Genomic DNA, 26,340 nt, shown 5'->3' with positions numbered 1-26,340 from the left:
CGGGTCCGAGCCCCGTGTACCGTCCGCCGTGTTTAGGGGAGGCTAACCTACGAAGGGGCTCGTTCGTGACGGAGCACACGCCGACCGCACACCTGTTCTCGGGGTCGACGGTCGACCACTACGCCGCGGTCGTCACCGCGGCGCTGGGCGCGCTGACCGACCGCGTGCGGGTGGTCCGCCGCCCCCGGTCGGGGGCGCCGCAGCAGGACCTCGAGGAGCTCGTGGCCGGCGTCGACCTGGACGCGCCCCTCGGTGACACGTTCTCCGCCCTCAAGGAGACCTCCCGGCTCTACCTCGAGCACGCGGTGTGGTTCCACGAGCCCGGCTACGTGGCCCACCTCAACTGCCCGGTCGCGATCCCCGCGCTGGCGGCCGACCTGCTCGCCTCCGCGGTCAACACCTCGGTCGACACCTACGACCAGTCGACGACGGCCACCCTCATCGAGCGCCGGCTGATCGCCTGGGCCGCCGACCGCGCGGGCCTGGGCCCCGACGCGGACGGGGTGTTCACCAGCGGCGGCACCCAGTCCAACCTGCACGCGCTGCTGCTGGCCCGCGACGAGGCGCTGGCCGCACTGCCGGGCGGCGTGCTGGCCCCGGGCGCCCGGCTGCGGGTCCTCGCCACCGACCAGGCGCACTTCAGCGTCGGCAAGGCCGCCCGCCTGCTCGGGCTCGGCGCCGACGCGGTGCTGCCGGTCGCCACCGACGCCCGGCACCGGATGGACCCGGCCGCGCTGCGGCAGGTCGCCGCGGGGGTCCGCGCCGCCGGCGACGTCGTCATGGCGGTGTCCGTCACCGCCGGCACCACGGACCTCGGCCGGATCGACCCGCTCTCCGCGGTGGCCGACGTCTGCGCGGAGATCGGCGCGTGGCTGCACGTCGACGCCGCGTACGGCGGCGGGCTGCTGGTGTCCCGCCGCCGGCGGGACCTGCTCGACGGCATCGAGCGCGCCGACTCGGTCACCGTGGACTTCCACAAGACCTTCTTCCAGCCGGTGGCGTCCTCGGCGGTGCTGGTGCGCGACGCCGCCACGCTGCGGCACGTCACCCACCACGCCGCCTACCTCAACCCGCGCGGCGAGCGGGCGCCGAACCAGGTCGACCGCAGCCTGCAGACCACCCGGCGCTTCGACGCGCTCAAGCTGTGGGTGACGCTGCGCGCCATGGGGGCCGACGCGATCGGTGCGGCCTTCGACGCGTGCCTGGACCTGGCCGTCCAGGTGCACGAGGACCTGTGCGCCGACCCGGACATCGAGGTGCACAGCGAACCGACGCTGAGCACCGTCCTGTTCCGGCACCGCCCCCTCGGCCCGGACGGCCCGCTCGACCCGGCCGCCGCCGACCAGCTGGTCGCCGGCATCCGCGAGCGGCTGTTCGAGGAGGGGGAGGCGGTCGTCGCGCGCACCGTCATCGACGGGCGCCCGTGGCTGAAGCTGACCCTGCTGAACCCGGCGACCACCCGGGCCGACGTCCGCGCGGTCGTCGAGCTCGTCCGCGCGGCAGGCGAGGACCTGCTGGCGGGGTCCACGGCGGCCCCGGCGGCGCTGGCCCTCGCCGGCGGGCGGGTCGGGGCATGAGCGGCATCCCCGTGCACGACTTCGTCGCCATCGGGATCGGGCCGTTCAACCTCGGCCTGGCCGCGCTCACCGCCCCGGTGCCCGACCTGTCCGGCGTCTTCCTCGACGAGCACGAGGAGTTCTCCTGGCACCCCGGGATGATGATCGAGGGCACCACGCTCCAGGTCCCGTTCCTCGCCGACCTGGTGACCATGGCCGACCCGACGTCGCCGTACTCCTTCCTGGCGCACCTCAAGGCGACCGGCCGGCTCTACCCCTTCTACATCCGCGAGGACTTCCACCCGCTGCGCGCCGAGTACGACGCCTACTGCCGCTGGGTCGCCGAGCGGGTGCCCGGGCTGCGGTGGGGGCGGCGCGTCGAGCGGATCGAGCACGACGCCGCCGCCGGCGCCTACCGGGTGCACGCCCGCGACGTCCGCACCGGGGAGCCGGAGGTGCACCTGGGCCGGCGGCTGGTGCTCGGCGTCGGGACGGCGCCGTGGGTCCCCGAGCCGGTGCGGGACCTGCCCGGCCCGGCCTGGCACAGCTCGCACTACCTGGCGCACAAGGAGGAGCTGCAGACCCTCGGGCACGTGACCGTCGTCGGCAGCGGGCAGAGCGCCGCGGAGGTGTACCTGGACCTGCTCACCGACGCCGACCGGCTCGGGTACCGGGTCGACTGGCTCACCCGCTCGCCCCGGTTCTTCCCCATGGAGTACACGAAGCTGACCCTGGAGATGACCTCCCCGGAGTACGCCCGTTACCACCACGCCCTGCCGATGGGGCGGCGCGACGCCCTCGCCCGCGAGCAGCGCCACCTCTACAAGGGCATCAGCGGCACCCTGGTGGACACCATCTACGACACCCTCTACCGCACGGGACGGCGCGGTGCGGTGCCCTCGTCGCTGCACACCGGCGTCGAGGTGGTCGGCGCCTCCTGGGACGCCGACCAGCGGCGCTACGAGCTGCGGCTGCACCACGCCGAGCAGGGGCGCACGGTCACCCGCCCGACCCGGGGGCTGGTCCTGGCGACCGGCTACCGGTCCCGGGTGCCCGCGTTCCTCGACCCGGTGCGCGACCGGATCCGCTGGGACGCGCGCGGCCGGTACGACGTGGCGCTGGACTACGCCGTGGACGTCACCGGCGGGGAGGTCTTCGTGCAGAACGCCGAGGAGCACACCCACAGCCTCACCGCGCCCGACCTGGGCATGGGCCCCTACCGGAACTCGGTGATCGTCAACGCGATGTGCGGCCGGGAGGTCTACCCGGTCGAGGAGCACATCGCCTACCAGGAGTTCGGGGTGGAGCTCGAGGACGCCGACGGGCTGCCCGACGAGGCGGGGCTGACGGCGACCGGGGCCCTGCGATGAGCACCGTCCCCGCCGCGCCCCCCTGGTCGGTCCGCACGCCCGTCGGGGTGCTGACCCTGGAACCGCTGGACCTCGACCGCGACCTGGACCTGCTGCACGCCTGGGTCACCCACCCGCGCTCGGTCTACTGGCTGATGCAGGACGCCGAACCGGACGCGGTGCACACCGCCTACGCCGCGATCACCGCCGACCCGCACCACGACGCGTGGCTCGGCCGGGTCGACGGGGCCCCGGCGTTCCTCGCCGAGACCTACGACCCCCGCCACCGGGAGCTCGTCGGCGTCTGGGCGGCCGAACCCGGCGACGTCGGGATGCACGTCCTCGTCGCCCCGCCGGCCGAGGGCGCCCCGCCCGTCCGCGGCCTGACCTCGGCCGTGATGGCGGCGGTCGTGCGCTTCAGCCTGGACCGCCCGGGTGCACGCCGGGTCGTCGTCGAGCCGGACGCGCGCAACGCGGCGATCCGGGCCAAGAACCGGGCCGCGGGGTTCGTCGAGCACGGCCTGGTCGACCTGGGGCACAAGACGGCGGCGCTGAGCACCTGCACGCCGGCGTCCTTCGCGGCGAGCGAGCTGGGCGGGGTGCTGGCATGAGCGCGGCCACGACCGAGCTGACGTCGGCGGACGCCGTCCCGCTCGGCGCCGACCACCTCGAGCCGGTGGCGATGGCCCGGGCGCACCGGCACGTCGTCACCAAGGCGCTGTCGGAGTTCAGCCACGAGCGGCTGATCACCCCCGAGGCGGACGGCGGCCAGGCCGACGACCTGCGGCGGACCTGGTGGTCGCTGCGCACCGCCCCCGGGGTCCGCTACCGGTTCGCCGCGCGGGTGCTGCCGCTCGAGCACTGGGACGTCGACCCGACCTCGGTGACCCGCACCGTCGACGGCGCCGACGCACCCCTGGACGCACTCGCCCTCGTCGACGAGCTGCAGCACGACCTCGGGATCCCCGACCAGCTGCTGGGCACCTACCTGGAGGAGGTCAGCGCCACCCTCGCCGGGGTGGCCTGGAAGCTGCACCACCGCCGCACCGACGCCCGGGAGCTGGCCCGCGCCGACCTGCAGACCGTCGAGCGCTCGATGACCGAGGGGCACCCGGCGTTCGTCGCCAACAACGGGCGGATCGGCTTCGGGCTGGCCGACACCGCCGCCTACGCCCCCGAGTCCGGGGCCCCGGTCCGGCTGGTCTGGCTGGCGGCCCGCCGGGAGCACACCCACCTCGCCTGTGGCGAGGGCGTCGAGGAGCAGCAGCTGTACGAGAGCCAGCTCGGCGAGGAGCTGCTCGCGCGCTTCGCCGACCGGCTGCGGTCGCTGGGCCTGGACCCCGCCGACCACCTCTACCTGCCCGTGCACCCGTGGCAGTGGGAGCACCGGCTGGCGGTCACCTTCGCCGCCGACGTCGGCCGGCACGACCTCGTGCCGGTCGGCCACAGCGAGGACCGCTACCAGGCCCAGCAGTCGATCCGGACGTTCTTCGACCTCGACCGCCCCGACCGGCACTACGTCAAGACGGCGCTGGCGATCCAGAACATGGGGTTCCTGCGCGGGCTCTCGCCGGCCTACATGCGAGCGACCCCGGCGATCAACGACTGGGTCGCCGAGGTCGTCACCGGCGACCCCGAGCTGGTGGCCAGCGGGTTTGGGGTGCTGCGCGAGCTCGCGTCAGTGGGCTACACCGGCGACGCCTACCACCGGATGGCCGCCCGCGGGCTGCGCTCGCCGTACCAGCGGATGGTCGCCGCACTCTGGCGGGAGAGCCCGGTGCCGCGGCTGGCGCCGGGCGAGCGGACGATGACGATGGCGGCGCTGCTGCACCGGGACGCCGAGGGCCGCTCCCTGGTGAGCGGCCTGGTCGCCGACTCGGGCCTGGACCCGCGCAGCTGGCTGCGGCGCTACCTCGACGCCTACCTCCGCCCGGTCGTGCACTGCCTGCTCGCCCAGGACCTCGCCTTCATGCCGCACGGGGAGAACGTCATCCTCGTGCTCGACGGTTCGGTGCCGAGCCGGGTCCTGATGAAGGACGTCGGGGAGGAGGTCGCCGTCTTCGGTGACCGGCCGCTGCCCCCGGGCGTCGAGCGGGTGCGCGTCACCTACGACGACGACGTGCGGCTGCTGTCGGTCTTCACCGACGTCTTCGACGGGTTCCTCCGGTACCTCGCCGGCGTGCTGGACGCCGACGGGCTGCTGGACGCCGAGGAGGTCTGGGGCTGCGTCGCCGACTGCCTGCTGGGGCACCGGGACGCCCATCCGGACCTGCACCGGCGCTTCGACCTCTTCACCCGAGAGTTCCAGCACTCCTGCCTGAACCGGCTGCAGCTGCGCAACACGACCCAGATGGTCGACCTGGCCGATCAGGCGTCCTCGCTGCTGTACGCCGGGACGCTGGCCAACCCGGTCGCCCCGCACGCACCGGCCCCGCACCGGTGACCGCACCGGCCGGGGTGACCCGCGACCCGTGGGGCGTGCCGACCGTGCGGGCCGGCTCGCTGGACGACCTCGCCTGGGCGCAGGGGCGGGTCACCGCCGTCGACCGGGCGTGGCAGCTGGAGGTGGAGCGCTGGCGGAGCGAGGCGACGCTGGCCGCGCACGTCGGCGCCGCCGGGCTGTCCTGGGACACCTTCGCCGCCCGCGCCCGGCTCGACGACACCGCCCGTCGCTGCCACGACGCCCTCGACCCGGACACCCGGTGCTGGGTCGCCGCCTACGTGGCGGGCGTGCGCGACGGCCTGGCCGAGGGCGCCGCGCGGTCGCCCGAGCTGCAGGCGCTCGGCCTGCCCCGGGGCGGGCACGGCGGCTGGCAGCCGTGGACCCCGCTGGGCATCTTCCTGGTCCACCACGTGCTGTTCGGGTCGCTGGGGACGACGGTCTGGCGGGGGCACCTGCTGCGCTCGTTCGGGCCGCGGCTCGGGCCCGACCTCGCCGCCGCGCTCGGCCTGGGGCCGCCGGACGGCAGCAACGCGGTCGCGGTGACCGGCTCCCGGACGGCGTCCGGGCTGCCCCTGGTCGCCGGCGACCCACACCGGGTGCTGGAGCGCCCCGGCGTCTACCAGCAGGTGCACCTGGTGGTCGACGGGCCCGAGGCCCTCGACGTGGTCGGGCTCGCCTTCCCCGGCGTCCCGGGGGTCGCGCACTTCGGGCACACCGGCACGGTGGCCTGGGCGGTGACCAACGCGATGGCCGTGCACCAGGACCTCTACCGGGAGCGGCTGCGCCGCGACGGTGACCGGCTGCTGGCCCTCGGGCCGGACGGCTGGGAGCCGGCCGAGACGGCGACGGTCCGGCTGGCCGTCCGCGACGGCGAGCCGGTGACCGTGGAGACCGTGGAGACCGCCCGCGGACCGGTGGTCGTGCCGTCCTGGTCCGGGGGCGAGGTGCCCGAGGCGCTGAGCCTGCGGGCCCCGAGCCGAGTGGACGCCGGCCTCGGGTTCGAGGCGCTGCCGCGGCTGCTGCGCGCGCGGATCGCCGGGGACGTCGAGGCCGCCCTCGCCTCCTGGGTCGAGCCGGTGAACAGCGTGCTGGTCGCCGACACGACCGGCGACGTGCGCCAGCTGGTCGCCGGCCGGGTCCCCGACCGGGCGGCGGCCAACCGCTGGCACCCGGTCCCGGCGTGGGACCGCGCGCACGCCTGGCGCGGCACCTGCCCTCCCCCGGCGGGGCTGCGCGTCTCCGACGGCGCACCGTGGGACGGCGTCGCGGTGACCGCCAACGACGCGCGCCCGGACGTCGTCCCGTACGGCACGGTCTTCGCCGCACCGCACCGCGCCGCCCGGCTCCGCGCCCTCGTCGGCGACCGCACCGGTCTGCGGGTCGACGACCTCGCCGAGCTGCTGGTCGACACCGCCTCACCCGCCACCGGGCTGCTCGACGCCCTCCGCCGGGCCACCGCGCCCGAGACGGGCACCACCGCCGCCCGGCTGCGCGCGGAGCTGCTGGCCTGGGACGGCCGGATGGACGCCGACAGCCACGGCGCCGGGGCCTTCGCCGCCTGGCGCAGCGCCCTGGTCCGGCGGGTCCTGGAGCTGCCGCTGCTGGCCCCGCTGCACCACCCGACCGGCGCCCCCGAGGTGCTGGCCCCGTGGCTCTCCCCCGTCGAACGGGTCGGGACGGCACTGGAGCGACTGCTCGACGTCCTCCCGCGGCACGGCGTCGACCTCGACGCGCTCCTCCAGGACGCCCTCGCCGACGCGGCGACCACCCCCGCGCCGGCCTGGGGGTCGACGCACCGGCTGCTCACCGTGCACTCCCTCGACGGCACCGGCTGGGAGGAGACCGTCGTCCGGCCCGCCGACGGGCTGCCGCTGTCCGGCGACACCACCTGCGTCCTGGCGACCGCGAGCCTGCCCGGGCTCACCGACCGGTGCCTGCGCGGACCGGTGGCCCGCTACGTCTGGGACCTCGCCGACCGCGACGCCAGCCGCTGGGTCGTGCCGCTGGGTGCCGACGGTGTGCCCGGCCCGCACGCCGAGGACCAGACCCCGCTCTGGGCCCGCGGCTCCCTGATCCCCGTCCCGCCCGCCGACCTCGTCCCCGTCCCACCCGCCCGACCGGAGGAGATCCCGTGACCGATGCCCGCCTCGCCGAGGGCACCCACCCCTTCGGGGACGGCCGCACCCTCGAGGTGCGCCGCCTGGACCCCGACCGCGACGCCCCGCTCGTGCACTCCTGGGTGCGCGAGGACCGCGCCCGGTTCTGGGGGATGACCGACCACACCGAGGAGCAGGTGCGCGACATCTACGCCTACGTCGACTCGCTGGACACCCACCACGCCTGGCTGGTGTCCGTGGACGACCGGCCCGTCGGGCTGCTGCAGACCTACCAGCCGGCCGCCGACCCGGTGGGTGAGGTGTACGACGTCGAACCGGGTGACCTCGGTGTCCACGTGCTGCTGGCCCCCGCGACCACCCCGGAGCCGGGCTTCACCCTCCGGCTCGCCGCCGCCCTCGGCGCGGTCGCGCTCGCGGACCCGACCATCCGACGCGTCGTCGTCGAGCCCGACGCGGCCAACGAGGTCGCCCTGGAGCGGCTGCGCCGGACCGGCTTCGAGCTCGGTCCGGAGGTGGAGTTGCCGACCAAGCGCGCGCGGCTGGCGTTCCTGCGCCGGGAGGTCCTCGATGCGCTGCTGGCCGCGGTCGCTCCCGGGCACCAGCCGGCGTCCTGACGGCCGGGGCTCAGCGGCGGCGGGTGAGCAGCCAGTGCAGCCCGACGCCGATCGCGGCGCCGGTGCTGTTGGTTCCGATGTCGACCAGCGACGGGTACCGAGCCGGCAGGAACAGCGCCTGGACGACCTCGATGCCCACCGAGCCGGACACGCACAGCAGCCAGACCGCCCACCGCGGCCACCGGGGCAGCGACCAGCACAGCAGCAACGCCAGCGGCACGAACAGCAGCACGTTCCCGCCGCGCTCGACCAGCGGGAAGGCCACCGACCAGCGGAGGTCGGTGGCCTCGATCACCGCCCGGGTGATCGGGCCGGAGAACCGGCCCATCGGGGTGGGCCGCAACGTCACGAACGCACCGAGGGCCAGGTAGCCGACGAGCAGCCCGCGGGCCCACCACCGGCCGCGGCTGGGACGGCGGTCCGTCCCGGCGGTCGGGTTCAGTCGACCGAGACGAGGTCGACGACGAACACCAGGTCAGCGTCGACGGGGATGCCCGCCGGGGGCTGGTCGGCGTAGGCGAGGTCGCTGGGGATGGTGATGACCCGCCGGCCGCCGACCTGCATGCCCTCGATCCCCTGCTCGAAGCCGGGGATCACCAGGCCGGCGCCGAGGGGGACCGGCAGGGTCTCGTCCTCGCCCCGGTCCCAGGAGGCGTCGAACTCCTCGCCGGTCTCGTAGAAGGCGCCGACGTACTTGACCTGCGCAGTGCTGCCCTCGGTGGCCTCGGCGCCGTCCCCGACGACGACGTCCTCGGTCACGAGCTCGGTGGGCACCGGCGCGTCGGACGCCGGCACCTCGGGGCGCACGCTGAGGTCGGTGGAGATCTCGGCCGCCACCTCCCCGACCGCCGACCCGGCCGACTCCTCGTTCCCGCAGGCGGCGAGCGGGAGCGACAGGGCGATCGACAGCGGGAGGGCGAGCAGCGTACGACGGACGGTGCGGTGGTCCATGGGGTTCTCCTGGCCGAGCAGGTGCTCGAGTCGGGGCGGGCATCAGGCGCGGCGGGCCGGTCCAGGACGCCGGCCGCGCGGTCCCCAGCACATCACAGCTTGGACGGTGAAGCCCTCTTCCGTCTGGCGGTGGGCCGTTCCTTGCCACTAGCTTTCCCGAAACGTCCGCGACGGCTGGGGGTCACCCAATGTCCGCATCGATCATCGTGGGGCTCGACGGGAGCGAGGCGAGCGGGCGAGCGGCTGATGCCGCTGCCGACGCGGCGCGCAGGCACGACCTGCGCCTGGTGCTCGCCTGCGTCGTCCCCTGGTCGCCCTACTCGTTCTCCACGGCGGAGGAGAACGAACGCCGCACGATCGACAAGGAACGCGAGGCGAAGTCGGCCCGCGAGCGGGTGCTCGACCCCGCGGTCGCCCGGCTGTCGGCCGCCGGCGACCTGACCGTCGAGGGCGTCGTCCGGCACGGACACCCCGCCGAGACGCTCGTCTCCCTCGCCCGCGAGGAGGACGCCGCCTGGATCATCGTCGGCCGGGTCGGCCAGAGCCGGGTGCGCACGCTGCTGTTCGGGTCCACCCCGAGCAGCCTCATCCAACTGTCCCCGATCCCGGTCCTGGTGGTCCCGTGAACACGTCGCTCTCCTCCCTGCAGGCCGCCACGTTCGACGAGCAGGTCAACGACGTCTTCGCGCCGATCTCGGACTTCATCGTCGGGATCGTCTTCTACAGCGTCCCGCTGACCTTCATCGACGAGGGCGTCGTGCTGCCGTTGATCGTGGTCTGGCTGGTCCTGGCCGGGATCTTCTTCACGATCTACCTGAAGGGCTTCCAGTTCCGGGCCTTCGGTCACGCGATCCAGTTGATCAAGGGCAAGTACGACGACCCGAACGACGCCGGGGAGGTGACCCACTTCCAGGCGCTGGCGACCGCCGTCTCCGGGACGGTGGGCCTCGGGAACATCGCCGGGGTCGCGGTGGCGATCTCCCTCGGCGGACCGGGGGCGACCTTCTGGATGATCATCGCCGGCCTCGTCGGCATGTGCACCAAGGGCGTCGAGTGCACCCTCGGCGTCAAGTACCGCCGGGTGTACCCCGACGGCCGGGTCTCCGGTGGCCCCATGTACTACCTGAGCCAGGGGCTGAAGGAGAAGGGCAAGGGCACGCTGGGCAAGGTCCTCGCGGTCCTGTTCTGCATCTTCACCCTGGGCGGGGCCGTCGGTGGCGGGAACATGTTCCAGTCCAACCAGGCCTTCGCCCAGGCCCAGTCGGTGACCGGCGGTGAGGACGGCTGGCTCGGGTTCGGGGCGGCCGGCGCGGTCTTCGGCCTGGTGCTCGCGATCCTGGTCGGCGCGGTGATCATCGGCGGGATCCGGAGCATCGCCCGCGTCACCGACAAGCTCGTCCCGTTCATGGCCGTCTTCTACGTCATCGCCTGCCTCTCCGTGCTGTTCGCCAACTTCACCCAGATCCCCGATGCCCTCTGGGAGATCATCCGGACGGCGTTCAGCCCCGAGGCCGGGTTCGGCGGCGTCGTCGGCGTGCTCATCCAGGGCTTCCGGCGGGCGGCGTTCAGCAACGAGGCCGGGCTGGGATCGGCCGCGATCGCCCACTCCGCGGTGAAGACGAACGAGCCGGCGACCGAGGGCCACGTCGCCGTCCTGGAGCCGTTCATCGACACCGTCGTCATCTGCACGATGACCGCGCTGGCCATCGTGATCACCGGCACCTGGGCGGACGAGGCGAGTGCGCCGGGCGTGGAGACGACCTCGGCCGCCTTCGAGACGGTGGCGGGCTGGTTCCCGATCGTGCTGGCGATCGCGGTGATCCTCTTCGCCTACTCCACCATGCTGGCCTGGAGCTACTACGGGCTGAAGGCGTCGACCTACCTGTTCGGCGAGTCCATGTTCGTGGACCGGACCTGGAAGCTGATCTTCTGCATCTTCGTCGTCATCGGGGCCTCCTCGACCCTCGACGCGGTGATCGGCTTCTCCGACAGCATGATCTTCCTGATGTCGCTGCCGAACATCATCGGGCTCTACATCCTGAGCCGGGTGGTGAAGCGGGAGCTCTTCGGCTACCGCGAGCGGTTGGCCGACGGGGCGCTCCTGCCGGTCGCCGAGCGGGGCATCAAGCCCTCCCCGACCACCGGCAGCACCGCCGCCACCACGGGCGTCGACGGCAGCACCCCGAACCCGCCGCCCTCGGTCGAGGACCGCTGACCCGTCGCTCCGGCGGGTGCTCCTGACCGGGAGCACCCGCCGGACGACGAGCTCAGCGAGCGTCGGTCACGCGGCGCCGAGGGCGTCGGCGACGCGGTGGTGGACGGCGGCGTCCGCCCCGCGGTTCTGCCGCTCCAGGGTGCGGGCCAGTGCACGGCGGGCCCACCCGTTGGCCGGGGCCAGCTCCACCAGCCGGGCCAGCGCCTCCTCCGCGCGGCTCAGCTGGGCCGAACCGAAGTAGCTGCGAGCCAGCAGCTCCAGCGCGGCCTGGTTCTCCGGCTCGGCGGCGAGCACCGCCTCCAGGACGCGGGCGGCCTCCGCGGGCTGTCCCATCGCGAAGAAGAGGTCCGCGCGCAGGTACTCCGAGTGCAGGTCGATCTCGTACGGCTGGGTCATGACGCTCCTTCCACGGGCTGCCAACGGCGCCGTCCCCTGGACTCTTCCCGGCGTGTCGAGCACACCGCGCATCCGTCCGGGCCGTCGCCGACGAAGCACCGACGTCTGGTCATCCACACGACGGAGGCAACCATGGGCGTGCGCGAGAACCTGCGACACCGTCGGCCGAACCGGTCGGGCGACGCGAACCAGACCGACGAGGGCGGCGGGTCGGTGGTCTACACCGTGCAGCGCGTCGGCGCGGTGGTGGTCGCCCTGATCCTGCTCACCTTCGGCCTGCTCGGCTTCGCCGACGGGCTGGCCTACTTCTCCACCGACGGCGGCGAGGTGGCCGGCCTGTCCTCCAACGGCCTGCTCTCCACGATCTCGGTGGTCACCGCGCTGGTGCTGGTCGTCACCGCGTTCCTCGGGCCGCGCGCGGCGTCGAACACGATGCTGGTGCTCGGCATCCTGTTCCTGATCTCCGCGCTGGCCAACCTGGCCGTGCTGGAGACGGAGTACAACCTGCTGGCGTTCTCGATGGCCAACGTCATCTTCTCCATCGGCGCCGGCCTGGTGCTGCTGACGCTGGGCGCCTACGGCCGGGTCAGCGGCAACCTGCCGGACGACAGCCCGTACAAGGAGGACACCGGCCCGGAGGTCTCCCCCGAGGACCTCGACCCGCAGCTGCCGCAGACCCCGGAGGAGGCGGCGGCCGAGCACGACATGCGGGAGGCCGAGCTCGCCGTCGTCGAGCACCGCGCCACCGCCGAGCAGCAGCGCCGGGTGGACGCGATGGCGAAGGTGCGCACCCGGGCCGACCGCCGGCGCGTCTGGATGTCCTTCGACCGGACGTCGCTGACCTGAGCCGGTGGGGCGGGCTCGACGGCCCCGGTGCGGCGGGGCCGTCGGGAAGTAGCCTCGCGGTCGCCATGTCTTTCCCCGGGACCTCCCTCCCCGCTCCGCGCGAGCGCGCCGACGCCTGCCCCGGCGCGCTGCAGACCCACGCCGCCGCCGACGGCGGGCTGGCCCGCGTCCGGGTGCCGGGCGGGGCGATCGGCGCCGAGCAGCTGCAGACGCTCGCGGCGGCTGCCCGTGAGCTCGGGAACGGGCACCTGGAGCTGACCAGCCGGGGCAACGTGCAGCTGCGCGGGCTGCCGGCCGGCGCGGAGGCCGAGCTGGGCGACCGGCTGGCCGCCGCCGGCCTGCTGCCCAGCGCCACGCACGAGCGGGTGCGCAACGTGCTGGCCAGCACGCTGTCCGGGCGCACCCCCGGCGGGCACGTCGACGTCCGGCCGTGGGTCGGTGCCTTCGACGCCGGGCTGCGCGCCGACCCGGCGCTGGCCGAGCTGCCCGGCCGCTTCCTGCTGACCCTGGACGACGGGCGGGGCGACGTCGCCGGTCTCGGCGGGGACGTCGGCCTGCTGGCGCTGTCCGCCGACTCGGTGGCCCTGCTGCTCGGCGGCGCGGACTCCGGCCTGCGCTGTGCCCCGGACGACGCGGTCGCCCTCGCCCTGGACGCCACCCGCGCCTTCCTCGCCGAGCGCACCGTCCAGGGCTCGACCGCCTGGCGGCTGGCCGAGCTCGCCGACGGCCCCACCCGCGTCGCCACCCGCCTCAGGGGCCGAGGTCGCGACTCCGGCCCCTCGGTGGAGGTGCCGGGGGCGGCGGTGGTGGGGCCGGTCGGGGCGGCGACGCAGCTCGACGGCCGGACGGCGCTGATCGGCGTCGTCCCGCTGGGCCGGCTGACCGCCGACCAGGCCGACCTCCTCGCCCGGCTCGCCGACGAGGTGCAGCTGACCCCGTGGCGCAGCGTGGTCGTGCCCGACCTGGCCGAGGACGCCGTGGACGACGCCGCCGTCGACCTGTTCCGCACCGGCATGGTGTTCGACGAGGCGAGCCCCTGGCTGCAGGTGACCACCTGCGCCGGCCGCCCGGGCTGCGCCAAGTCGCTGGCCGACGTCCGCGCCGACGCCGTCACCGCCGTCTCCACCCGGACGCTGCCCGCCGGTGGCGCCCGACAGCACTGGGCCGGCTGCGAACGCCGCTGCGGCCGACCGCAGGGCGGGGTCGTCGACGTCGTCGCGACACCGTCCGGCTACGAACTCCGGATCGAAGAGGACTGATGTACTCCTACGAGCACGACGGCGCCGAGATCTACCGGCAGTCCTTCGCCATGATCCGGGCCGAGGCCGACCTGTCCGGCCTTCCCGAGGACGTCGCCCAGGTCGCGGTCCGGATGATCCACGCCTGCGGGCAGGTCGACCTGGCCGCCGACGTGGCCTTCTCCCCCGACGTCGTCCGGGTCGGCCGCAAGGCGCTGGAGTCCGGCGCCCCGGTGCTGTGCGACTCCCAGATGGTCGCCTCCGGGGTGACCCGCAAGCGACTGCCGGCGTTCAACGAGGTCGTCTGCACCCTCAACGACCCGCGCACCCCCGACCTGGCCCGGGAGATGGGCACCACCCGCACCGCAGCGGCGATGCACCTGTGGGGCGACCGGCTGGACGGCGCCGTCGTCGCGATCGGCAACGCCCCGACCGCGCTGTTCCACCTGCTGGAGATGGTCCGCGACGGCGCCCCGCGGCCGGCCGCCGTCATCGGCATCCCGGTGGGCTTCATCGGCGCGGTCGAGTCCAAGGAGGCGCTGGCCGCCGCCGACCTGGAGTTCCTCGCCGTCCGCGGCCGCCGGGGCGGCAGCGCGATCACCGCCGCCGCGGTCAACGCGCTCGCGAGCACCGCCGAATGACCACCAAGATGGCCATTCTGGTGGACGGGGGGGCACCGGTGACCGGGCGGCTGTACGGGGTCGGGCTGGGGCCCGGGGACCCGGAACTGGTGACGGTCAAGGCCGCCCGGCTGATCGGCGCGGCCGACGTCGTCGCCTTCCACGCCGCCCAGCACGGCCGCTCGGTCGCGCGCGGGCTGGCCGCGCCCTACCTGCGCGAGGGCCAGGTCGAGGAGCTGCTGGTCTACCCGGTGACCACCGAGACCACCGCGCACCCCGGCGGCTACCAGGGGGCGATCGACGAGTTCTACGAGGCCGCCGCCGCCCGGCTGGCAGCGCACCTGGACGCCGGCCGCGACGTCGTCGTCCTCGCCGAGGGCGACCCGTTCTTCTACGGGTCGTACATGCACATGCACAAGCGGCTGGCCCACCGGTACCCCACCGAGGTCGTCCCCGGTGTCACCAGCGTGAGCGGTGCGGCTGCGGTGCTCGGCCGGCCTCTGGTGGAGCGGGACGAGGTGCTCACCGTGCTGCCCGGCACGCTGCCCACCGACGAGCTCGCCGAGTGGCTGTCGACCACCGACTCGGCTGCGGTGATGAAGCTGGGCCGCACCTTCACCAACGTGCGCGAGGCGTTCGACGCCGCCGGCGTGCTGGACCGCGCCTGGTACGTGGAGCGGGCCACCACCGACCGGCAGCGGGTCGAGCCGCTCGCCGACGTCGACCCGGCCACCGTCCCGTACTTCTCGCTCGCCCTGCTGCCCAGCGAGCTCACCGGGCCGGGCAACCACCCCGAACGGGCCGAGGACGACGGGCCCCGACGCGGTGACGTCGTGGTCGTCGGCCTGGGCCCCGGGCAGCGCAGCTGGACGACACCGGAGGCCGCCGAGGCGCTGGCCCGCGCCGACGACCTGGTCGGCTACGGCCCCTACCTGGACCGGGTGGAGGTCAACCCCCGGCAGACCCGGCACCCCAGCGACAACCGGGTGGAGGCCGAGCGGGCGGCGGCGGCGCTGCGGCTGGCGCAGTCCGGACGGCGGGTGGCGGTCGTCTCCAGCGGCGACCCCGGCGTGTTCGCGATGGCCGCCGCGGTGCTCGAGGTGGCGGCGGAGGACTTCCCCGACGTGGAGGTGCGGGTGCTGCCCGGGCTCACCGCCGCGCAGGCGGTGGCCTCCCGCGTGGGGGCGCCGCTCGGGCACGACTTCGCGATCCTCTCGCTGTCCGACGTCCTCAAGCCGTGGGAGGTCGTGCTCGACCGGCTGCGGCACGCGGCCGCCGCCGACCTGGTGATCGCGCTCTACAACCCGCGCTCGAAGGCCCGGCCGCACCAGCTGGGCGAGGCGCACCAGGCGCTGCTGGAGGTCAGGAAGCCGGAGACCGTCGTCGTCATCGGCCGGGACGTCGGCGGTGCGGAGGAGTCGGTCACCGTGACCACCCTCGGCGAGTTCGACCCCGAGATGGTCGACATGCGCTGCCTGGTGATGATCGGCTCCACCCAGACCCGGGTGACGCCGTCCGGCCAGGTCTACACCTCCCGCCGCTACCCCGGGTGACGCCCGAGGGCAGAAATGGCCATTTCTGCCCTCGGTGGGAAGGGACGGGACGTCGATGGCCTTGACAACCGTCGTGCCACGTCGTGAGCTCGCGCGGCCCGCCGCCTTCTGGTCGGTGGCGGTGCTGCTGACCCTGATGCTCGCCGCCTCCGGGGTGCCCTCACCGCTCTACCGGGTCTACGCCGAGGAGTTCGGCTTCGGTTCGGGCCTGATCACCGTCGTCTTCGGCGTCTACGCCTTCGCCCTGCTGCTGTCGCTGCTGGTGGTCGGGGCGTTGTCGGACCACGTGGGCCGCCGCCCGGTGCTCGCCGCCGCGCTGCTGCTCGAGGCCGTCTCGATGGTGCTGTTCCTGACCGCCGACGGGGTGGGGTGGCTGCTGCTGGCCCGCATCGTCCAGGGGCTGGCCACCGGGGCGCTGACCGGCGCGTTCGGCGCGGCGCTGCTGGACCTGCAGCGCCCGGACCGGCCGCTGGGCGCCCTGGTCAACTCGGCGTCCCCCGCAGTGGGGCTCTCGGTCGGTGCGGTGAGCGCCGGGCTGGCGGTCGAGTTCCTGCCCGCACCGACCAGCTGGGTCTTCGGCGCGCTCACCGTGCTGTGCGTGGCCGCCGCCGCCGGGGTGTGGGTGTTCCTGCCGGAGTCCTCCCCCCGGCTGCCCGGCGCGGTGCGGTCGCTGCGGCCCAGCGTGCAGGTGCCCGCCTCGCAGCGCCGCGCGTTCGTCGTCGTCCTGCCCTGCCTGGTCGCCACCTGGGCGTTGGGCGGGCTCTACGCCTCGCTCGGCCCGTCGCTGGTGGCCGGCGTCTTCGGCGTGCAGGACCACGTGGTGGGCAGCCTGGTCATCCTCGCGCTCAACGGCACCGGCCTGGTCGGCTCGCTGTCGATGCGCACCGTGGCGCCGGCCCGGTCGATGGTCGCCGGCGCCCTGGTCTTCGCCGTCGGGGTGGCCGGCACCGTGGCCGCGCTGACCGCCGGCTCGCTGCCGCTGTTCTTCGTCGCCGCGGTCGTCTCCGGCTTCGGCTTCGGGGCGGCGTTCCTCGGCGCGATGGCCACCGTCACCCAGGGCGTCGCCCCCGGGCAGCGGGCCGCGCTGCTGTCCGCGGTCTTCACCGCCAGCTACCTGGCATTCAGCGTCCCGGCGATCGCCGCCGGGGTGGCGGCCGGGTTCGTCGGGCTGGAGCGGACGGCGCTGGTCTACGGCGTGACCGTCATCGTGCTGGCCCTGCTGGCGGTGGTCGGCCTGACCCTGCACGCCCGCCGTCCCGCCGCGCCCGTCCCGGAGTCCGTGCACCGGGCTCCCGCCGCCGCGCTCGACCAGCGGTGACCACCCTCCTGCGCAGCTTGTGCTCTGCTCACCAGGAGTGAGCAGAGCACGAGCTGCGTGGGAGAGACCTCGGTTCAGCTGCCGGCGCGGGTCACCGCCGCGCAGAACCGGGAGTGGTCCTCGCGCGCCTCGGTGAGCGGCCCGACCACCTCCTCGTCGGTCACCTCACCGACCCGGTCCAGCAGCCGCCGCCGCACCTGTCTGGCTCGTCTCCGCGCGCCGGCGTGCACCAGGGGCCGGGCCAGCAGCGCCAGCAACAGGCCGGCGAGCAGGCCGCCGGCCAGCAGCAGCGTCGGCAGCGGGATGCCCTCCACCCGGGGCAGCGGGACGACGTCGTCCAGCTGGAGCAGCCCCAGGCCGACGAGGCCGAGCAGCCACAGCGCCCCGGCCAGCGCGGCCAGCACGAGCAGCCACTGCAACCCGCCGACGGCCCGCTGCCACAGCGGTGTGCGGTCCGGGCCGAGGTCGGTGCCGGTGACCGCTCGGTCCAGCCGGTCGGCCAGCCGCTCCTCGGAGAACTCGGCGGTGCGGCGCAGCTCGTCCCGCCAGGCCTGCGGCAGCCCCTGCCCCGCGGCGTCCCGTGCCCGGCGCAGCGCCGCGACGAGCGCGGCCTGCTGCACCGCGCCGGCCGGGGGCAGCGAGCTGCGCGCCGCCTCGTTGCCCAGGTGCAGCCGGCCCAGCGGGTCGGCCCGGAGCTTGCCCATCCAGCGCAGCACCGGCCACCCGGTGTGCGCGGCACCGCGGCGGCGGGCCGAGCGCTCCACGGCGCCGACCACGGCCGGCACCCCGGCTGCGTCGGCGAGCGCCTCGGTCAGCCCGGCCCACTCGTCGGGGTCCCGGCTGCGGTCGGGGCCGGCGTCGGGCGCGCAGTGCTGGGCGAGCGCACCCGCCGCGGCACGGGCGTCGGCGGCCAGCCGATCGGTCGCCGCCCGACGGGCGGCCACCCGGCGGCCCAGCTCGGCCCGCAGCTCGGGCAGGCCGGCACCGGTACGGGCCGCAGTGGGCAGCACCGGGGTCGCCGAGAGGCCCTCCCGGTCCAGCAGCCCCCGCAGGTCGGCCAGGCAGGCGCGGGCGGCCGGCTCATCGAGCCGGTCCACCTGGTTCAGCACCACGACCAGCACGCCCGCGTGCCCGGCCAGCGGCGCCAGGTACTGCGAGTGCACCGCGGCGTCGGCGTACTTCTGCGGGTCGAGCACCCACACCAGCACGTCGACCAGCTCCACCAGCCGGTCGACCTCCAGCCGGTTCTCCAGCCGGACGCTGTCGTGGTCGGGCAGGTCGAGCAGCACCAGCCCGTCCAGCGCTGGGTCACCCGCCTCGACCCGGTGCCGGCGGGGCACCTGCAGCCAGTCCAGCAGCCGGTCGGACCCGTGGTCCCCCCAGACGCTGGCGTGCGCCACCCCGGTCGTCGGCCGGCGCACGCCCGGGGTGCTCACCTCGCTGCCGCTGAGCGCGTTGAACAAGGTGGACTTCCCGCTGCCGGTCGCCCCGGCGAGCGCCACGACGGTGGCGTCACCGAGCGCCTCCCGGGCGCCGGCCTTGGCCAGCAGGGCACGGGCGTCACCGACCTCGGGCACCTCCAGCCGCTCCTCGGCGACCTCGACGGCCTCGCGCAGTGCGGCCAGCCGATCGGTCAGGGACAGGTCGCTGCGCCGTCCGAGCCTCACGCGCCGGCCCCACGAGCGGCAGCCAGCGCCTGGGCGGCCGACCGCAGCTCGACGTCGGCCCCGGGCGCCGGGGCGACGTCGGCGAGGAGCGCGTCGAAGCGGCGCTGCTCGGCGCGCAGCAGCCGGTCGGCGCGGGCGTCCAGGTCGGCCCGTGCCCGGGCGGCCAGCTCGCGCACGGCCGCGTCCCCGAACACCGCCTCCAGCACCCGCTGGCCGACCGCGGTCGTGCCGCCGGCGACAGCCAGCTCCGCGCCGGAGAGCCCTGCGGTGGACGCGAAGACGGCGACCATCACCACCGCGCCCGCGCCGTTCACGCCCCAGGACAGCAGCCGCGCCCGCGACCGCTTGCCCGCCCCCTCGTTGCGCACCAGCTCGAGCACGGCACCCTGCCAGTCCCGGACCTCGTCGGCCGAGGCACCGGCGAACGACGGCGAGACGCCGTCCAGCTCGGTCTCCCGGCCGTCGAGCAGGTCGATCCCACCGGGGAGGGTCCGCCAGCTGGTGACCGTCTTCTCCGCGGCCCGGTCCGCCTCGGCCCGCAGCAGCAGCTCGACGCCCGACTCCAGGGCCCCGGCAAGGTCGTCGGCCGGGTTGCTCCTGCCGGTGAACGCGGCGGTGACCCGGTCGCGCAGTCGGCCCACGTGGCCCTGCAGGGTGCGCATCCACTCGCCGGTGCCGACGAACTCCTGCCAGCGGGCCAGCACCTCGCCGCGGAGCAGGCTGCCGTTGCCGACCCCCTCGTCGATCGCCGCCCGCGCCCGGGCGTAGGAGGCGTCCGCGGCGGCCTGCAGCGCCTCGGCGGCGGCTGCCTGGTCGACGACACCGGCGACGACGACGTCCACCCGGTCGTGCAGGCTCTCCAGCGCCCCGGCCAGGGTCTGCCGGATGACCGCGGCCCGCTGCTCGGCGTCGGCGGCGAGCGCGTGCAGCCACTCACGCAGTGGCGCGACCTGCTCCTCGGGCAGGAAGCCGTCGGCCAGCGGCCGCTCCTCGACCACGAACAGCCGGGCGCTCTCCAACCGGGCCCGGCGCAGCATCCCGGCCAGGTCGTCGGCGACCTCGACCACCGCCTCGGGCGGCACCCGGTCCAGCACGATGGCCAGCGCCGTCCCCCGCTCCTGGGCCGTGCGCAGCAGGTCCCAGGGGACGGCGTCGGCGTAGCGGGCCGCCGTCGTCACGAAGACCCACAGGTCGGCAGCGGCCAGCAGCTGCCCGGCCAGGTCGCGGTTGGCCTCCACCACCGAGTCGACGTCCGGGGCGTCGACCAGGGCGAGCCCGGCCGGCAGCGACTCGGAGACGACGAGCTGCAGCCCGCCGGGCCCGGCCTCCCCGCCGGTGGTGCGGGTCAGCCCGGGCAGCACCCGGTCACCGGCGAACGCGGCCCGGTCGGCGGGGGCGCAGACCAGCACCGGGGCGCGGGTCGTCGGGCGGAGCACGCCGGGGGTGGTGACCCGGGCGCCGAGCACGCTGTTGACCAGGGTGGACTTGCCGGCGCCCGTCGAGCCACCGACCACGGTGAGCAGCGGGGCGTCCAGGTCGCGCAGGCGGGGCAGCAGGTAGTCGTCGACCTGGTCGACGACCGAGCGGGCGGTGCGGGCGGCGGTGTCCCGGCCGGGGACGGCCAGGCCGAGCGGTGCCGAGGCGACCTGATCGCGCAGCTGCTGCAGGGCGTCGGGCAGCCCGGGCGGGGAGGTCATGCCGGGGATCTTGCCCGGGACGCCGACCGCCCACCCCTCGGCAGGGTCGGGTCCGGTCAGTCGCGCAGCGGCCAGGGCACGACCGGGCCGGCCGAGGCGCCGTCACCGTCGTCGTGCTCGTGGCTGCCGGCCGCGTGGGACAGCGCCGCCAGCAGGAGGACCAGCTCCTCGCGGTCGAGCCCCGCGGTCAGGTCGGCCAGGTCGAGCGGCTGGCCCTCAGCCAGGCTCGCCGCCGCCCGCAGCAGCCGCAACTGCCCACCGCTGCCACCGATCACGCCCGACCGGAGGGCGCCGTCCAGGTCGGCCCACTGGACGGCCGCCCACGGCCCACCGTCGGTCGCGTCCGCGTCGAGCGCGATGGTGATCAGGCCGGCCACCTGCAACCGGGGCAGCCAGTGGCCGGAGTCGGCCAGCAGCAGCACCGCCGCCTCGGCCGCATAGTCACCGACCGCCGCGCGCAGCAGCGCGCTCTCCAGGTCGAGCGGGTCGAGGTCGACCGCCCGCGGTTCGCCCAGCACTGCACACCACCTCCGTCGTCCCCCACTCTGCACCGTGGGTCCGACGGTCCGCGGCCGGGACACCGCGTCATACCAGCCGTCGGCGCTCAGACCTCGGTAAGCGCCGCCCGGACGTCGGCCGGGGTCGTCGCGACCGCGGCGGCCCCGGCGGCGGCCAGCTCACCGGGCGGTGCCGGACCCCAGCCGGCGCCGATGCAGGGCAGGCCGTGCACCCGGGCGCCCAGCACGTCGTGCGACCGGTCGCCGATCAACACCGGCCGGTCGCCGTCCGGGTGGGCGGCCAGCGCCGCGGCGACCACCTGCTCCTTGTGCCGGACGGCGCCGTCCAGCGTGGCGCCGTGCACGCTGGCGAACTCCGGCAACAGCCCCACGTGCGCCAGGATGCGCAGCGCGAAAGGCTCGGGCTTGCTGGTCGCCACGGCCAGCGTGGCGCCGTCGGCCCGGAGCGCGGACAGCAGCTCCGCGATGCCCGGGTAGACCGGCGCTGCCAGCATCGCCCCGGCCGTGTAGTGCGCGCGGTAGGCGGCCACCGCCCGGTCGACGTCGTCCCCACCGATGCCGAAGGCGCCGGCGAACCCCTCCCACAGCGGCGGCCCGACCATCGACCGCAGCTGGTCGGTGGTCGGCTCGCGCAGGCCCAGCTCGGCGACCGCGACCCGGATCGAGGCCCAGATGCCCGGGGACGAGTCGACCAGGGTGCCGTCGAGGTCGAAGAGCACCAGTCGCCGACCACCCCCTTCCCCATCTCCACCGGACCTGCTTGTATGAGATTTCAAGTAGTTCTCCTCTGGAGGGACCTCGCGATGACCCGGACCCAGCCCGTGCCCCCCGCCGCGCGTGAGGCCGGGTCGATCCGAACCGTCCAGGCCACGGCGGTCCTCTCCGTGGTCGTGCTGCTCTGGCAGTTCGCGACGGCCGGGCAGCTGATGTCCGAGGCCGACGCGATGGACTCGCACGGCGCCGGCGCGATCGCGCTGCACGTGGTCGGCGGCCTGCTGGTGGTGGCGACGCTGCTGCACGCCCGCGCCGGCGGGGCGCGGTGGCCGGTGGTCGTGGCCGCCGCCGTGTTCGTCGCCGGCTTCGTGCAGGCCTGGATCGGCGACGCCGGGAACATGGCCGCCCACGTCCCCGGGTCGCTCGTCCTGGCGGTCGGCACCGTCTGGCTCACGGCCTGGGCGTTCCAGCGGAGCCCGCGGGCCTGAGCCGCTCCTCCAGCCAGGCCACCGCCTCCTCGACGGTCCCCACGGTCGGCACTCCCGCCGGCAGCGGTGGCCGGCGCACCAGCACGACCGGCAGGCCGAGCTGGCGGGCGGCGACGAGCTTGGCCTCGGTCAGAGCGCCGCCGGAGTCCTTGGTGACGACGACGTCCACGTCGTGCTCGTGCAGCAGCGCCAGCTCGTCGGCCAGGCTGAACGGCCCGCGGTCCAGCAGCAGGGTCGCCCCGGCCGGCAGCGGCTCGTCCGGCGGGTCGACCGAGCGCACCAGCACCCGGCCAGGGAGGGCGGCGAACGCGCCGACGCCCTGCCGGCCGGTGGTGAGGAAGACGCTGCGGTACCCGGCCACCGCCTCGGCCGCGGCGGCCAGCGAGTCGACATGTCGCCAGGTGTCCCCGGGCTGCGGCGTCCAGCCCGGCCGCTGCAGCCGCAGCAGCGGGGTGCCGTGCGCGGCCGCGGCGGCCGCTGCGGCCGCGGTGATCTGTGCGGCGAACGGATGGGTGGCGTCGACCACCGCCCGCGGCCGGTGCTCGGCCAGCCAGGCGGCCAGCCCGTCGGCGCCGCCGAACCCACCGATCCGCACGGCGCCCGGCGGCAGCACCGGGTCGGCGACCCGTCCCGCCAGCGAGGACAGCACGTCGACACCCGCAGCGACCAGCGCCGCAGCCAGCCGCCGGGCCTCCCCCGTGCCCCCGAGGAGGAGCACCTGACCGGTCACGTCGTCCCCCCGTCGCCGAGTGTCGGGTGGTGCACGCCTGCCCGGCGAGCGAGGCGTCGACGGGTCGTCGGTCGATCGCGGTGGAGGATGGTCCCGTGAGCAGGGACGGCAGCGCAGGGCTGCGGCACGGCTGGACGACGGGCGCCTGCGCGACCGCGGCCACCACCGCGGCCTACACCGCGCTGCTGACCGGCGAGTTCCCGGACCCGGTCTCGATCGACCTGCCCAACGACAGGCACCCGGCCTTCGCGCTCGCGAAGGAGCACCTGGCCGGCGACGAGGCGAGCGCGAGCATCGTGAAGGACGCCGGCGACGACCCCGACGTCACCCACGGCGCGCTGGTCTCCGCCCGGGTGTGCGTCGGCGCGCCCGGCAGCGGCGTGGTCTTCCGGGCCGGCGAGGGCGTGGGCACGGTGACCAAGCCCGGTCTCCCGCTGGCCGTCGGCGAGCCGGCGATCAACCCGATGCCGCGCCAGTTCATCCGCGAGCACGTGACCGCGGTCGCGCGGCGGCACGGCGGCAGCGGCGACGTCCTCGTCGAGGTGTCGGTGGAGAACGGCGCCGAGCTGGCCCGCAAGACCTGGAACCCGCGGCTGGGCATCCTCGGCGGCCTGTCGATCCTCGGGACGACGGGGGTCGTCGTCCCCTACTCGTGCTCGTCGTGGATCGACTCGATCCGCCGCGGCATCGACGTGGCCCGCGCCGCCGGGCGGGAGCACGTCGCCGGGTGCACCGGCTCGACCAGCGAGCGGGTGGCCCAGGAGCTGCACGGCCTGCCCGAGGACGCACTGCTGGACATGGGGGACTTCGCCGGCGCGGTGCTGAAGTACCTGCGCCGCCACCCCGTGCCCCGGCTGACCGTGGCCGGCGGCATCGGCAAGCTGGCCAAGCTCGCCGAGGGGCACCTGGACCTGCACTCGGCCCGGTCGCAGGTGTCGTTCACCGCGCTGGCCGCCCTGGTCGCCGAGGCCGGCGCCGCACCGGCGCTGGTCGAGGGCGTGCGGGAGGCGAACACCGCGCTGGACGCGCTGCACCAGTGCACCGCCGCCGGGTTCCCGCTGGGCGACCTGGTCGCCGCCGGAGCGCGCCGCACCGCGGAGGGCGTGCTGCTCGGCGCCCCGGTCGAGGTCGACGTCGTGGTGATCGACCGCGCCGGCACCATCGTCGGCCGCGCCTAGTAGAAGGACCCCGCTGCCCCCCACCACTCGCGAGCTCGCGGCGGGCCCCTGCAGCGGGGCCGCCAGGAGGTCCTTCGGCATCAGCGTTGGCGCGTCGTCGAGTAGAGGTGGCTGTCCAGGAACTGCTCGGCGGCCAGCACCCGGCCGACGACCACCACCGCCGTCCGCCGCACCCCGGCGTCGCTGACCTGCTGGGCGATGTCGGCGAGCGTGCCGCGCAGCACCAGCTCGTCGTCCCGGCTTGCCTTGGCGACCACCGCGACCGGGCAGTCCGCGCCGTAGTGCACGGCGAGCTCCGGGGCGAGGACGTCCATCCGCTGCACGGCCAGGTGCAGCACCAGGGTCGCGCCGGTCGCCGCGTAGGCGGCGAGGGTCTCCCCCGGTGGCATCGGCGTCGACCGCGCCGACGTCCGGGTGAGGACGACGGTCTGCGCCACCCCCGGCACCGTCAGCTCGCGCTTCAGCGACGCGGCCGCCGCGGCGAACGCCGGCACCCCGGGGACGACGTCGTAGGGCACCCCGGCGGCGTCCAGCCGGCGCATCTGCTCGGCCATGGCGCTGTACACCGAGGGGTCACCGGAGTGCAGCCGGGCGACGTCCAGCCCGGCCTCGTGCGCGGCGAGGAGCTCGGCGGTGATCAGGTCCAGGTCCAGGTCGGCGGTGTCGACCAGCCGGGCACCCGCCGGTGCGGTGTCCAGCAGCTCGCGGGGCACGAGTGCGCCGGCGTAGAGGCAGACCGGCGAGGTGGCGATCAGCCGCGCGGCCCGCACCGTGACGAGATCGGCGGCACCGGGCCCGGCGCCGATGAAGTGGACGGTCATCGGGTCACGCTCCAGATCGTCACGGGCATGGCGGACCTCCAGCCGGTGAAGCCGCCGACCGGTTCGGCCTGGGCGACCGACAGCCGGGTGAGCGAGCCGCCGCAGCGGCCGTGCCACTCGGCGAGCACCGCCTCGCTCTGCACCGTGACCGCGTTGACCACCAGCCGGCCGCCCGGGGCGAGGGCCTCCCAGACGGTGTCCAGCAGCAGCGGCGTGGTCGCCCCGCCCCCGACGAAGACGGCGTCCGGCTGCGGCAGCCCGAGCAGCGCGTCCGGCGCCCGGCCCTGGACCACCTGCAGGTCGGGCACCCCGAGCCGGCCGGCGTTCCGGCCGATCCGCTGGGCGCGCACCGGGTCGGACTCCACCGCGATCGCCCGGCAGGAGGGGTGCACCCGCATCCACTCGATGCCGACCGAGCCGGCGCCCGCGCCGACGTCCCAGAGCAGCCGGCCGGGCAGCGGGGCCAGCCGGGAGAGCGTCACCGCCCGCACGTCGCGCTTGGTCAGCTGCCCGTCGGCGGAGTAGGCGTCGTCCGGCAGGCCCGGCACCGTCGGCAGCGGCACGGTGCCGGGGTCGGCGACCACCTCGACGGCGGTGAGCACCAGCGGGTCGGTCTCCGGGTGGGGCCAGTCGGCCGCGGTGCCGGTGAACCGGCGCTCGGCGGGGCCGCCGAGCTCGGCGAGCGCGGTGAGCCGGCTGGCGCCGTACCCGGCTCCGGCGAGCAGGGCGGCGAGCTCCGCCGGCGTCCGGGTGTCCGAGCCCAGCACCAGCAGCCGCCGGCCGGGCGTGGCGTGCGGGAGGACCAGCGACACCGGCCGGCCGACCACGGAGACCACCGTCGCCTCTTCCACCGCCCAGCCCAGCCGGGCGCAGGCCAGGGTGACCGACGACGGGTGCGGCACGACCTGGACGGCGTCGGCGCCGAACAGCCGGACCAGCGAGGTGCCGACGCCGGAGAGCATCGGGTCGCCGCTGGCGAGCACGGCCACCCGCCGGCCCGGGTGCGCCTCGGGCAAGGCGGCCAGGGCGGGCGCCATCGGCGAGGGCCAGGGCACCCGCTCGGCGGCGACGTCCGCGGGCACCAGCGCCAGCTGGCGAGCGCTCCCCCGCAGCACCTCGGCCCCCGAGATCAGCCGGCGGGCGACCGGGGAGAGGCCGTCCCAGCCGTCGGCGCCGACGCCGACGACGGAGACGGAGAAGCCGCTCATGCCCAGCTGCCCAGGGCGTGAGGACCGGCCTCGATCCGCTCCTCGCTCGCTGGCGCTCGCTGCGATGCTCCCTCGGCCGTCACGGTGCCCCCGAGAGCGTGAT

General features: G+C 75.5%; 25 protein-coding genes. 15 read left to right on the top strand and 10 right to left on the bottom strand.

Annotated features, from left to right (window positions below):
* Positions 1-65: 65 nt before the first annotated feature.
* The 6 genes from O2V61_RS02090 to O2V61_RS02065 are packed head-to-tail and all read left to right on the top strand — an operon-like array spanning position 66 to position 8,079.
* The gene (locus O2V61_RS02090) at positions 66-1,577 is read left to right on the top strand and encodes a pyridoxal phosphate-dependent decarboxylase family protein (protein ID WP_269181680.1); all 1,512 of its coding nucleotides are present in this window, start codon (positions 66-68) and stop codon (positions 1,575-1,577) included.
* Positions 1,574-2,926 carry a lysine N(6)-hydroxylase/L-ornithine N(5)-oxygenase family protein gene (locus tag O2V61_RS02085; protein WP_269181679.1) on the top strand — a complete coding sequence of 451 codons (1,353 nt, stop codon included), beginning with the start codon at positions 1,574-1,576 and terminating at the stop codon, positions 2,924-2,926. The genes O2V61_RS02090 and O2V61_RS02085 overlap by 4 nt, the downstream gene beginning before the upstream one ends.
* Positions 2,923-3,516 (top strand): GNAT family N-acetyltransferase, encoded by a 594-nt coding sequence (locus O2V61_RS02080; protein WP_269181678.1) that lies wholly within the window; start codon positions 2,923-2,925, stop codon positions 3,514-3,516. Before O2V61_RS02085 ends, O2V61_RS02080 begins: the two co-directional genes overlap by 4 nt.
* Entirely contained in the window at positions 3,513-5,348 is a 1,836-nt protein-coding gene (locus O2V61_RS02075; RefSeq protein WP_269181677.1) for an IucA/IucC family protein, read from the top strand. The genes O2V61_RS02080 and O2V61_RS02075 overlap by 4 nt, the downstream gene beginning before the upstream one ends.
* Complete coding sequence (locus O2V61_RS02070; protein ID WP_269181676.1) at positions 5,345-7,483, top strand: penicillin acylase family protein; 2,139 nt, start codon at positions 5,345-5,347, stop codon at positions 7,481-7,483. Before O2V61_RS02075 ends, O2V61_RS02070 begins: the two co-directional genes overlap by 4 nt.
* Entirely contained in the window at positions 7,480-8,079 is a 600-nt protein-coding gene (locus O2V61_RS02065; RefSeq protein WP_269181675.1) for a GNAT family N-acetyltransferase, read from the top strand. The genes O2V61_RS02070 and O2V61_RS02065 overlap by 4 nt, the downstream gene beginning before the upstream one ends.
* A 10-nt stretch (positions 8,080-8,089) precedes the next feature.
* On the opposite strand, the gene O2V61_RS02060 is transcribed toward O2V61_RS02065, so the two are convergent.
* On the bottom strand, positions 8,090-8,446 hold the full coding sequence (locus tag O2V61_RS02060; RefSeq protein WP_331254213.1) for a VanZ family protein: 357 nt from the start codon (positions 8,444-8,446) through the stop codon (positions 8,090-8,092).
* A 71-nt stretch (positions 8,447-8,517) separates the two neighbouring features.
* On the bottom strand, positions 8,518-9,030 hold the full coding sequence (locus tag O2V61_RS02055) for an FKBP-type peptidyl-prolyl cis-trans isomerase (RefSeq protein WP_269181673.1): 513 nt from the start codon (positions 9,028-9,030) through the stop codon (positions 8,518-8,520).
* Between the two features lie 188 nt (positions 9,031-9,218).
* Between O2V61_RS02055 and O2V61_RS02050 the strand changes: the two genes are divergently transcribed.
* Together O2V61_RS02050 and O2V61_RS02045 are read left to right on the top strand one after the other, a co-directional pair.
* Complete coding sequence (locus O2V61_RS02050; protein ID WP_269159729.1) at positions 9,219-9,656, top strand: universal stress protein; 438 nt, start codon at positions 9,219-9,221, stop codon at positions 9,654-9,656.
* Positions 9,653-11,245, top strand: a complete 1,593-nt coding sequence (locus tag O2V61_RS02045; RefSeq protein ID WP_269181672.1) for an alanine/glycine:cation symporter family protein — start codon at positions 9,653-9,655, stop codon at positions 11,243-11,245. Before O2V61_RS02050 ends, O2V61_RS02045 begins: the two co-directional genes overlap by 4 nt.
* Positions 11,246-11,311: 66 nt before the next feature.
* Here the strand turns inward: O2V61_RS02045 and O2V61_RS02040 are convergent, their stop codons facing one another.
* Positions 11,312-11,641, bottom strand: coding sequence for a tetratricopeptide repeat protein (locus O2V61_RS02040; RefSeq protein ID WP_269181671.1), 330 nt, complete (start codon positions 11,639-11,641; stop codon positions 11,312-11,314).
* A 132-nt stretch (positions 11,642-11,773) separates the two neighbouring features.
* Between O2V61_RS02040 and O2V61_RS02035 the strand changes: the two genes are divergently transcribed.
* The 5 genes from O2V61_RS02035 (at position 11,774) to O2V61_RS02015 (ending at position 17,216) form a co-directional block, all read left to right on the top strand.
* Complete coding sequence (locus O2V61_RS02035; protein ID WP_269181670.1) at positions 11,774-12,487, top strand: DUF4383 domain-containing protein; 714 nt, start codon at positions 11,774-11,776, stop codon at positions 12,485-12,487.
* Positions 12,488-12,552: 65 nt separating this feature from the next.
* Positions 12,553-13,746 (top strand): precorrin-3B synthase, encoded by a 1,194-nt coding sequence (gene cobG / locus O2V61_RS02030; RefSeq protein ID WP_269181669.1) that lies wholly within the window; start codon positions 12,553-12,555, stop codon positions 13,744-13,746.
* The gene (locus O2V61_RS02025) at positions 13,746-14,366 is read left to right on the top strand and encodes a precorrin-8X methylmutase (protein ID WP_269181668.1); all 621 of its coding nucleotides are present in this window, start codon (positions 13,746-13,748) and stop codon (positions 14,364-14,366) included. The genes cobG and O2V61_RS02025 overlap by 1 nt, the downstream gene beginning before the upstream one ends.
* Positions 14,363-15,898: a precorrin-2 C(20)-methyltransferase gene (locus O2V61_RS02020; RefSeq protein ID WP_269181667.1), complete on the top strand. Its 1,536-nt coding sequence runs from the start codon at positions 14,363-14,365 to the stop codon at positions 15,896-15,898. Before O2V61_RS02025 ends, O2V61_RS02020 begins: the two co-directional genes overlap by 4 nt.
* A gap of 55 nt (positions 15,899-15,953) precedes the next feature.
* Positions 15,954-17,216, top strand: coding sequence for an MFS transporter (locus O2V61_RS02015; RefSeq protein ID WP_269181666.1), 1,263 nt, complete (start codon positions 15,954-15,956; stop codon positions 17,214-17,216).
* Between the two features lie 74 nt (positions 17,217-17,290).
* Here the strand turns inward: O2V61_RS02015 and O2V61_RS02010 are convergent, their stop codons facing one another.
* The 4 genes from O2V61_RS02010 to O2V61_RS01995 form a co-directional block, all read right to left on the bottom strand.
* On the bottom strand, positions 17,291-18,883 hold the full coding sequence (locus O2V61_RS02010; RefSeq protein ID WP_269181665.1) for a YfjP family GTPase: 1,593 nt from the start codon (positions 18,881-18,883) through the stop codon (positions 17,291-17,293).
* Positions 18,880-20,580: an ABC transporter gene (locus O2V61_RS02005; protein ID WP_269181664.1), complete on the bottom strand. Its 1,701-nt coding sequence runs from the start codon at positions 20,578-20,580 to the stop codon at positions 18,880-18,882. The genes O2V61_RS02010 and O2V61_RS02005 overlap by 4 nt, the downstream gene beginning before the upstream one ends.
* Positions 20,581-20,636: 56 nt before the next feature.
* Entirely contained in the window at positions 20,637-21,098 is a 462-nt protein-coding gene (locus tag O2V61_RS02000) for a hypothetical protein (protein WP_269181663.1), read from the bottom strand.
* Between the two features lie 86 nt (positions 21,099-21,184).
* Positions 21,185-21,817, bottom strand: a complete 633-nt coding sequence (locus tag O2V61_RS01995) for an HAD hydrolase-like protein (RefSeq protein ID WP_269181662.1) — start codon at positions 21,815-21,817, stop codon at positions 21,185-21,187.
* A gap of 84 nt (positions 21,818-21,901) precedes the next feature.
* On the opposite strand from O2V61_RS01995, the gene O2V61_RS01990 reads away from it, so the two are divergent.
* Positions 21,902-22,300, top strand: a complete 399-nt coding sequence (locus tag O2V61_RS01990; RefSeq protein WP_269181661.1) for a hypothetical protein — start codon at positions 21,902-21,904, stop codon at positions 22,298-22,300.
* On the opposite strand, the gene O2V61_RS01985 is transcribed toward O2V61_RS01990, so the two are convergent.
* On the bottom strand, positions 22,263-23,030 hold the full coding sequence (locus tag O2V61_RS01985) for a cobalt-precorrin-6A reductase (RefSeq protein WP_269181660.1): 768 nt from the start codon (positions 23,028-23,030) through the stop codon (positions 22,263-22,265). The two genes, O2V61_RS01990 and O2V61_RS01985, sit on opposite strands and share 38 nt — an antisense overlap.
* Before the next feature lie 95 nt (positions 23,031-23,125).
* On the opposite strand from O2V61_RS01985, the gene O2V61_RS01980 reads away from it, so the two are divergent.
* Positions 23,126-24,208 (top strand): cobalt-precorrin-5B (C(1))-methyltransferase, encoded by a 1,083-nt coding sequence (locus O2V61_RS01980; protein ID WP_269181659.1) that lies wholly within the window; start codon positions 23,126-23,128, stop codon positions 24,206-24,208.
* A gap of 80 nt (positions 24,209-24,288) precedes the next feature.
* On the opposite strand, the gene cobM is transcribed toward O2V61_RS01980, so the two are convergent.
* Positions 24,289-25,029 (bottom strand): precorrin-4 C(11)-methyltransferase, encoded by a 741-nt coding sequence (gene cobM / locus O2V61_RS01975; protein ID WP_269181658.1) that lies wholly within the window; start codon positions 25,027-25,029, stop codon positions 24,289-24,291.
* Positions 25,026-26,237: a precorrin-6y C5,15-methyltransferase (decarboxylating) subunit CbiE gene (cbiE, locus tag O2V61_RS01970; protein ID WP_269181657.1), complete on the bottom strand. Its 1,212-nt coding sequence runs from the start codon at positions 26,235-26,237 to the stop codon at positions 25,026-25,028. Before cbiE ends, cobM begins: the two co-directional genes overlap by 4 nt.
* Between the last annotated feature and the right edge of the window lie 103 nt (positions 26,238-26,340).

The organism is Modestobacter sp. VKM Ac-2985 (assembly GCF_026967925.1).
GTDB lineage: Bacteria > Actinomycetota > Actinomycetes > Mycobacteriales > Geodermatophilaceae > Modestobacter.
The sequence above is the reverse complement of the archived record's forward strand: the minus strand, read 5'-3'. Positions and strand labels throughout refer to the sequence as shown.

What these genes read in the sequence shown, in the direction of transcription:
- O2V61_RS02085 (WP_269181679.1), top strand. Translation starts at nt 1,574, where the DNA reads ATGAGCGGCATCCCCGTGCACGACTTCGTCGCCATCGGGATCGGGCCG.
- O2V61_RS02080 (WP_269181678.1), top strand. Translation starts at nt 2,923, where the DNA reads ATGAGCACCGTCCCCGCCGCGCCCCCCTGGTCGGTCCGCACGCCCGTC.
- O2V61_RS02075 (WP_269181677.1), top strand. Translation starts at nt 3,513, where the DNA reads ATGAGCGCGGCCACGACCGAGCTGACGTCGGCGGACGCCGTCCCGCTC.
- O2V61_RS02055 (WP_269181673.1), bottom strand. Translation starts at nt 9,030, where the DNA reads ATGGACCACCGCACCGTCCGTCGTACGCTGCTCGCCCTCCCGCTGTCG.
- O2V61_RS02050 (WP_269159729.1), top strand. Translation starts at nt 9,219, where the DNA reads ATGTCCGCATCGATCATCGTGGGGCTCGACGGGAGCGAGGCGAGCGGG.
- O2V61_RS02040 (WP_269181671.1), bottom strand. Translation starts at nt 11,641, where the DNA reads ATGACCCAGCCGTACGAGATCGACCTGCACTCGGAGTACCTGCGCGCG.
- O2V61_RS02035 (WP_269181670.1), top strand. Translation starts at nt 11,774, where the DNA reads ATGGGCGTGCGCGAGAACCTGCGACACCGTCGGCCGAACCGGTCGGGC.
- cobG (WP_269181669.1), top strand. Translation starts at nt 12,553, where the DNA reads ATGTCTTTCCCCGGGACCTCCCTCCCCGCTCCGCGCGAGCGCGCCGAC.
- O2V61_RS02025 (WP_269181668.1), top strand. Translation starts at nt 13,746, where the DNA reads ATGTACTCCTACGAGCACGACGGCGCCGAGATCTACCGGCAGTCCTTC.
- O2V61_RS02020 (WP_269181667.1), top strand. Translation starts at nt 14,363, where the DNA reads ATGACCACCAAGATGGCCATTCTGGTGGACGGGGGGGCACCGGTGACC.
- O2V61_RS02015 (WP_269181666.1), top strand. Translation starts at nt 15,954, where the DNA reads ATGGCCTTGACAACCGTCGTGCCACGTCGTGAGCTCGCGCGGCCCGCC.
- O2V61_RS02005 (WP_269181664.1), bottom strand. Translation starts at nt 20,580, where the DNA reads ATGACCTCCCCGCCCGGGCTGCCCGACGCCCTGCAGCAGCTGCGCGAT.
- O2V61_RS01990 (WP_269181661.1), top strand. Translation starts at nt 21,902, where the DNA reads ATGACCCGGACCCAGCCCGTGCCCCCCGCCGCGCGTGAGGCCGGGTCG.
- cobM (WP_269181658.1), bottom strand. Translation starts at nt 25,029, where the DNA reads ATGACCGTCCACTTCATCGGCGCCGGGCCCGGTGCCGCCGATCTCGTC.
- cbiE (WP_269181657.1), bottom strand. Translation starts at nt 26,237, where the DNA reads ATGAGCGGCTTCTCCGTCTCCGTCGTCGGCGTCGGCGCCGACGGCTGG.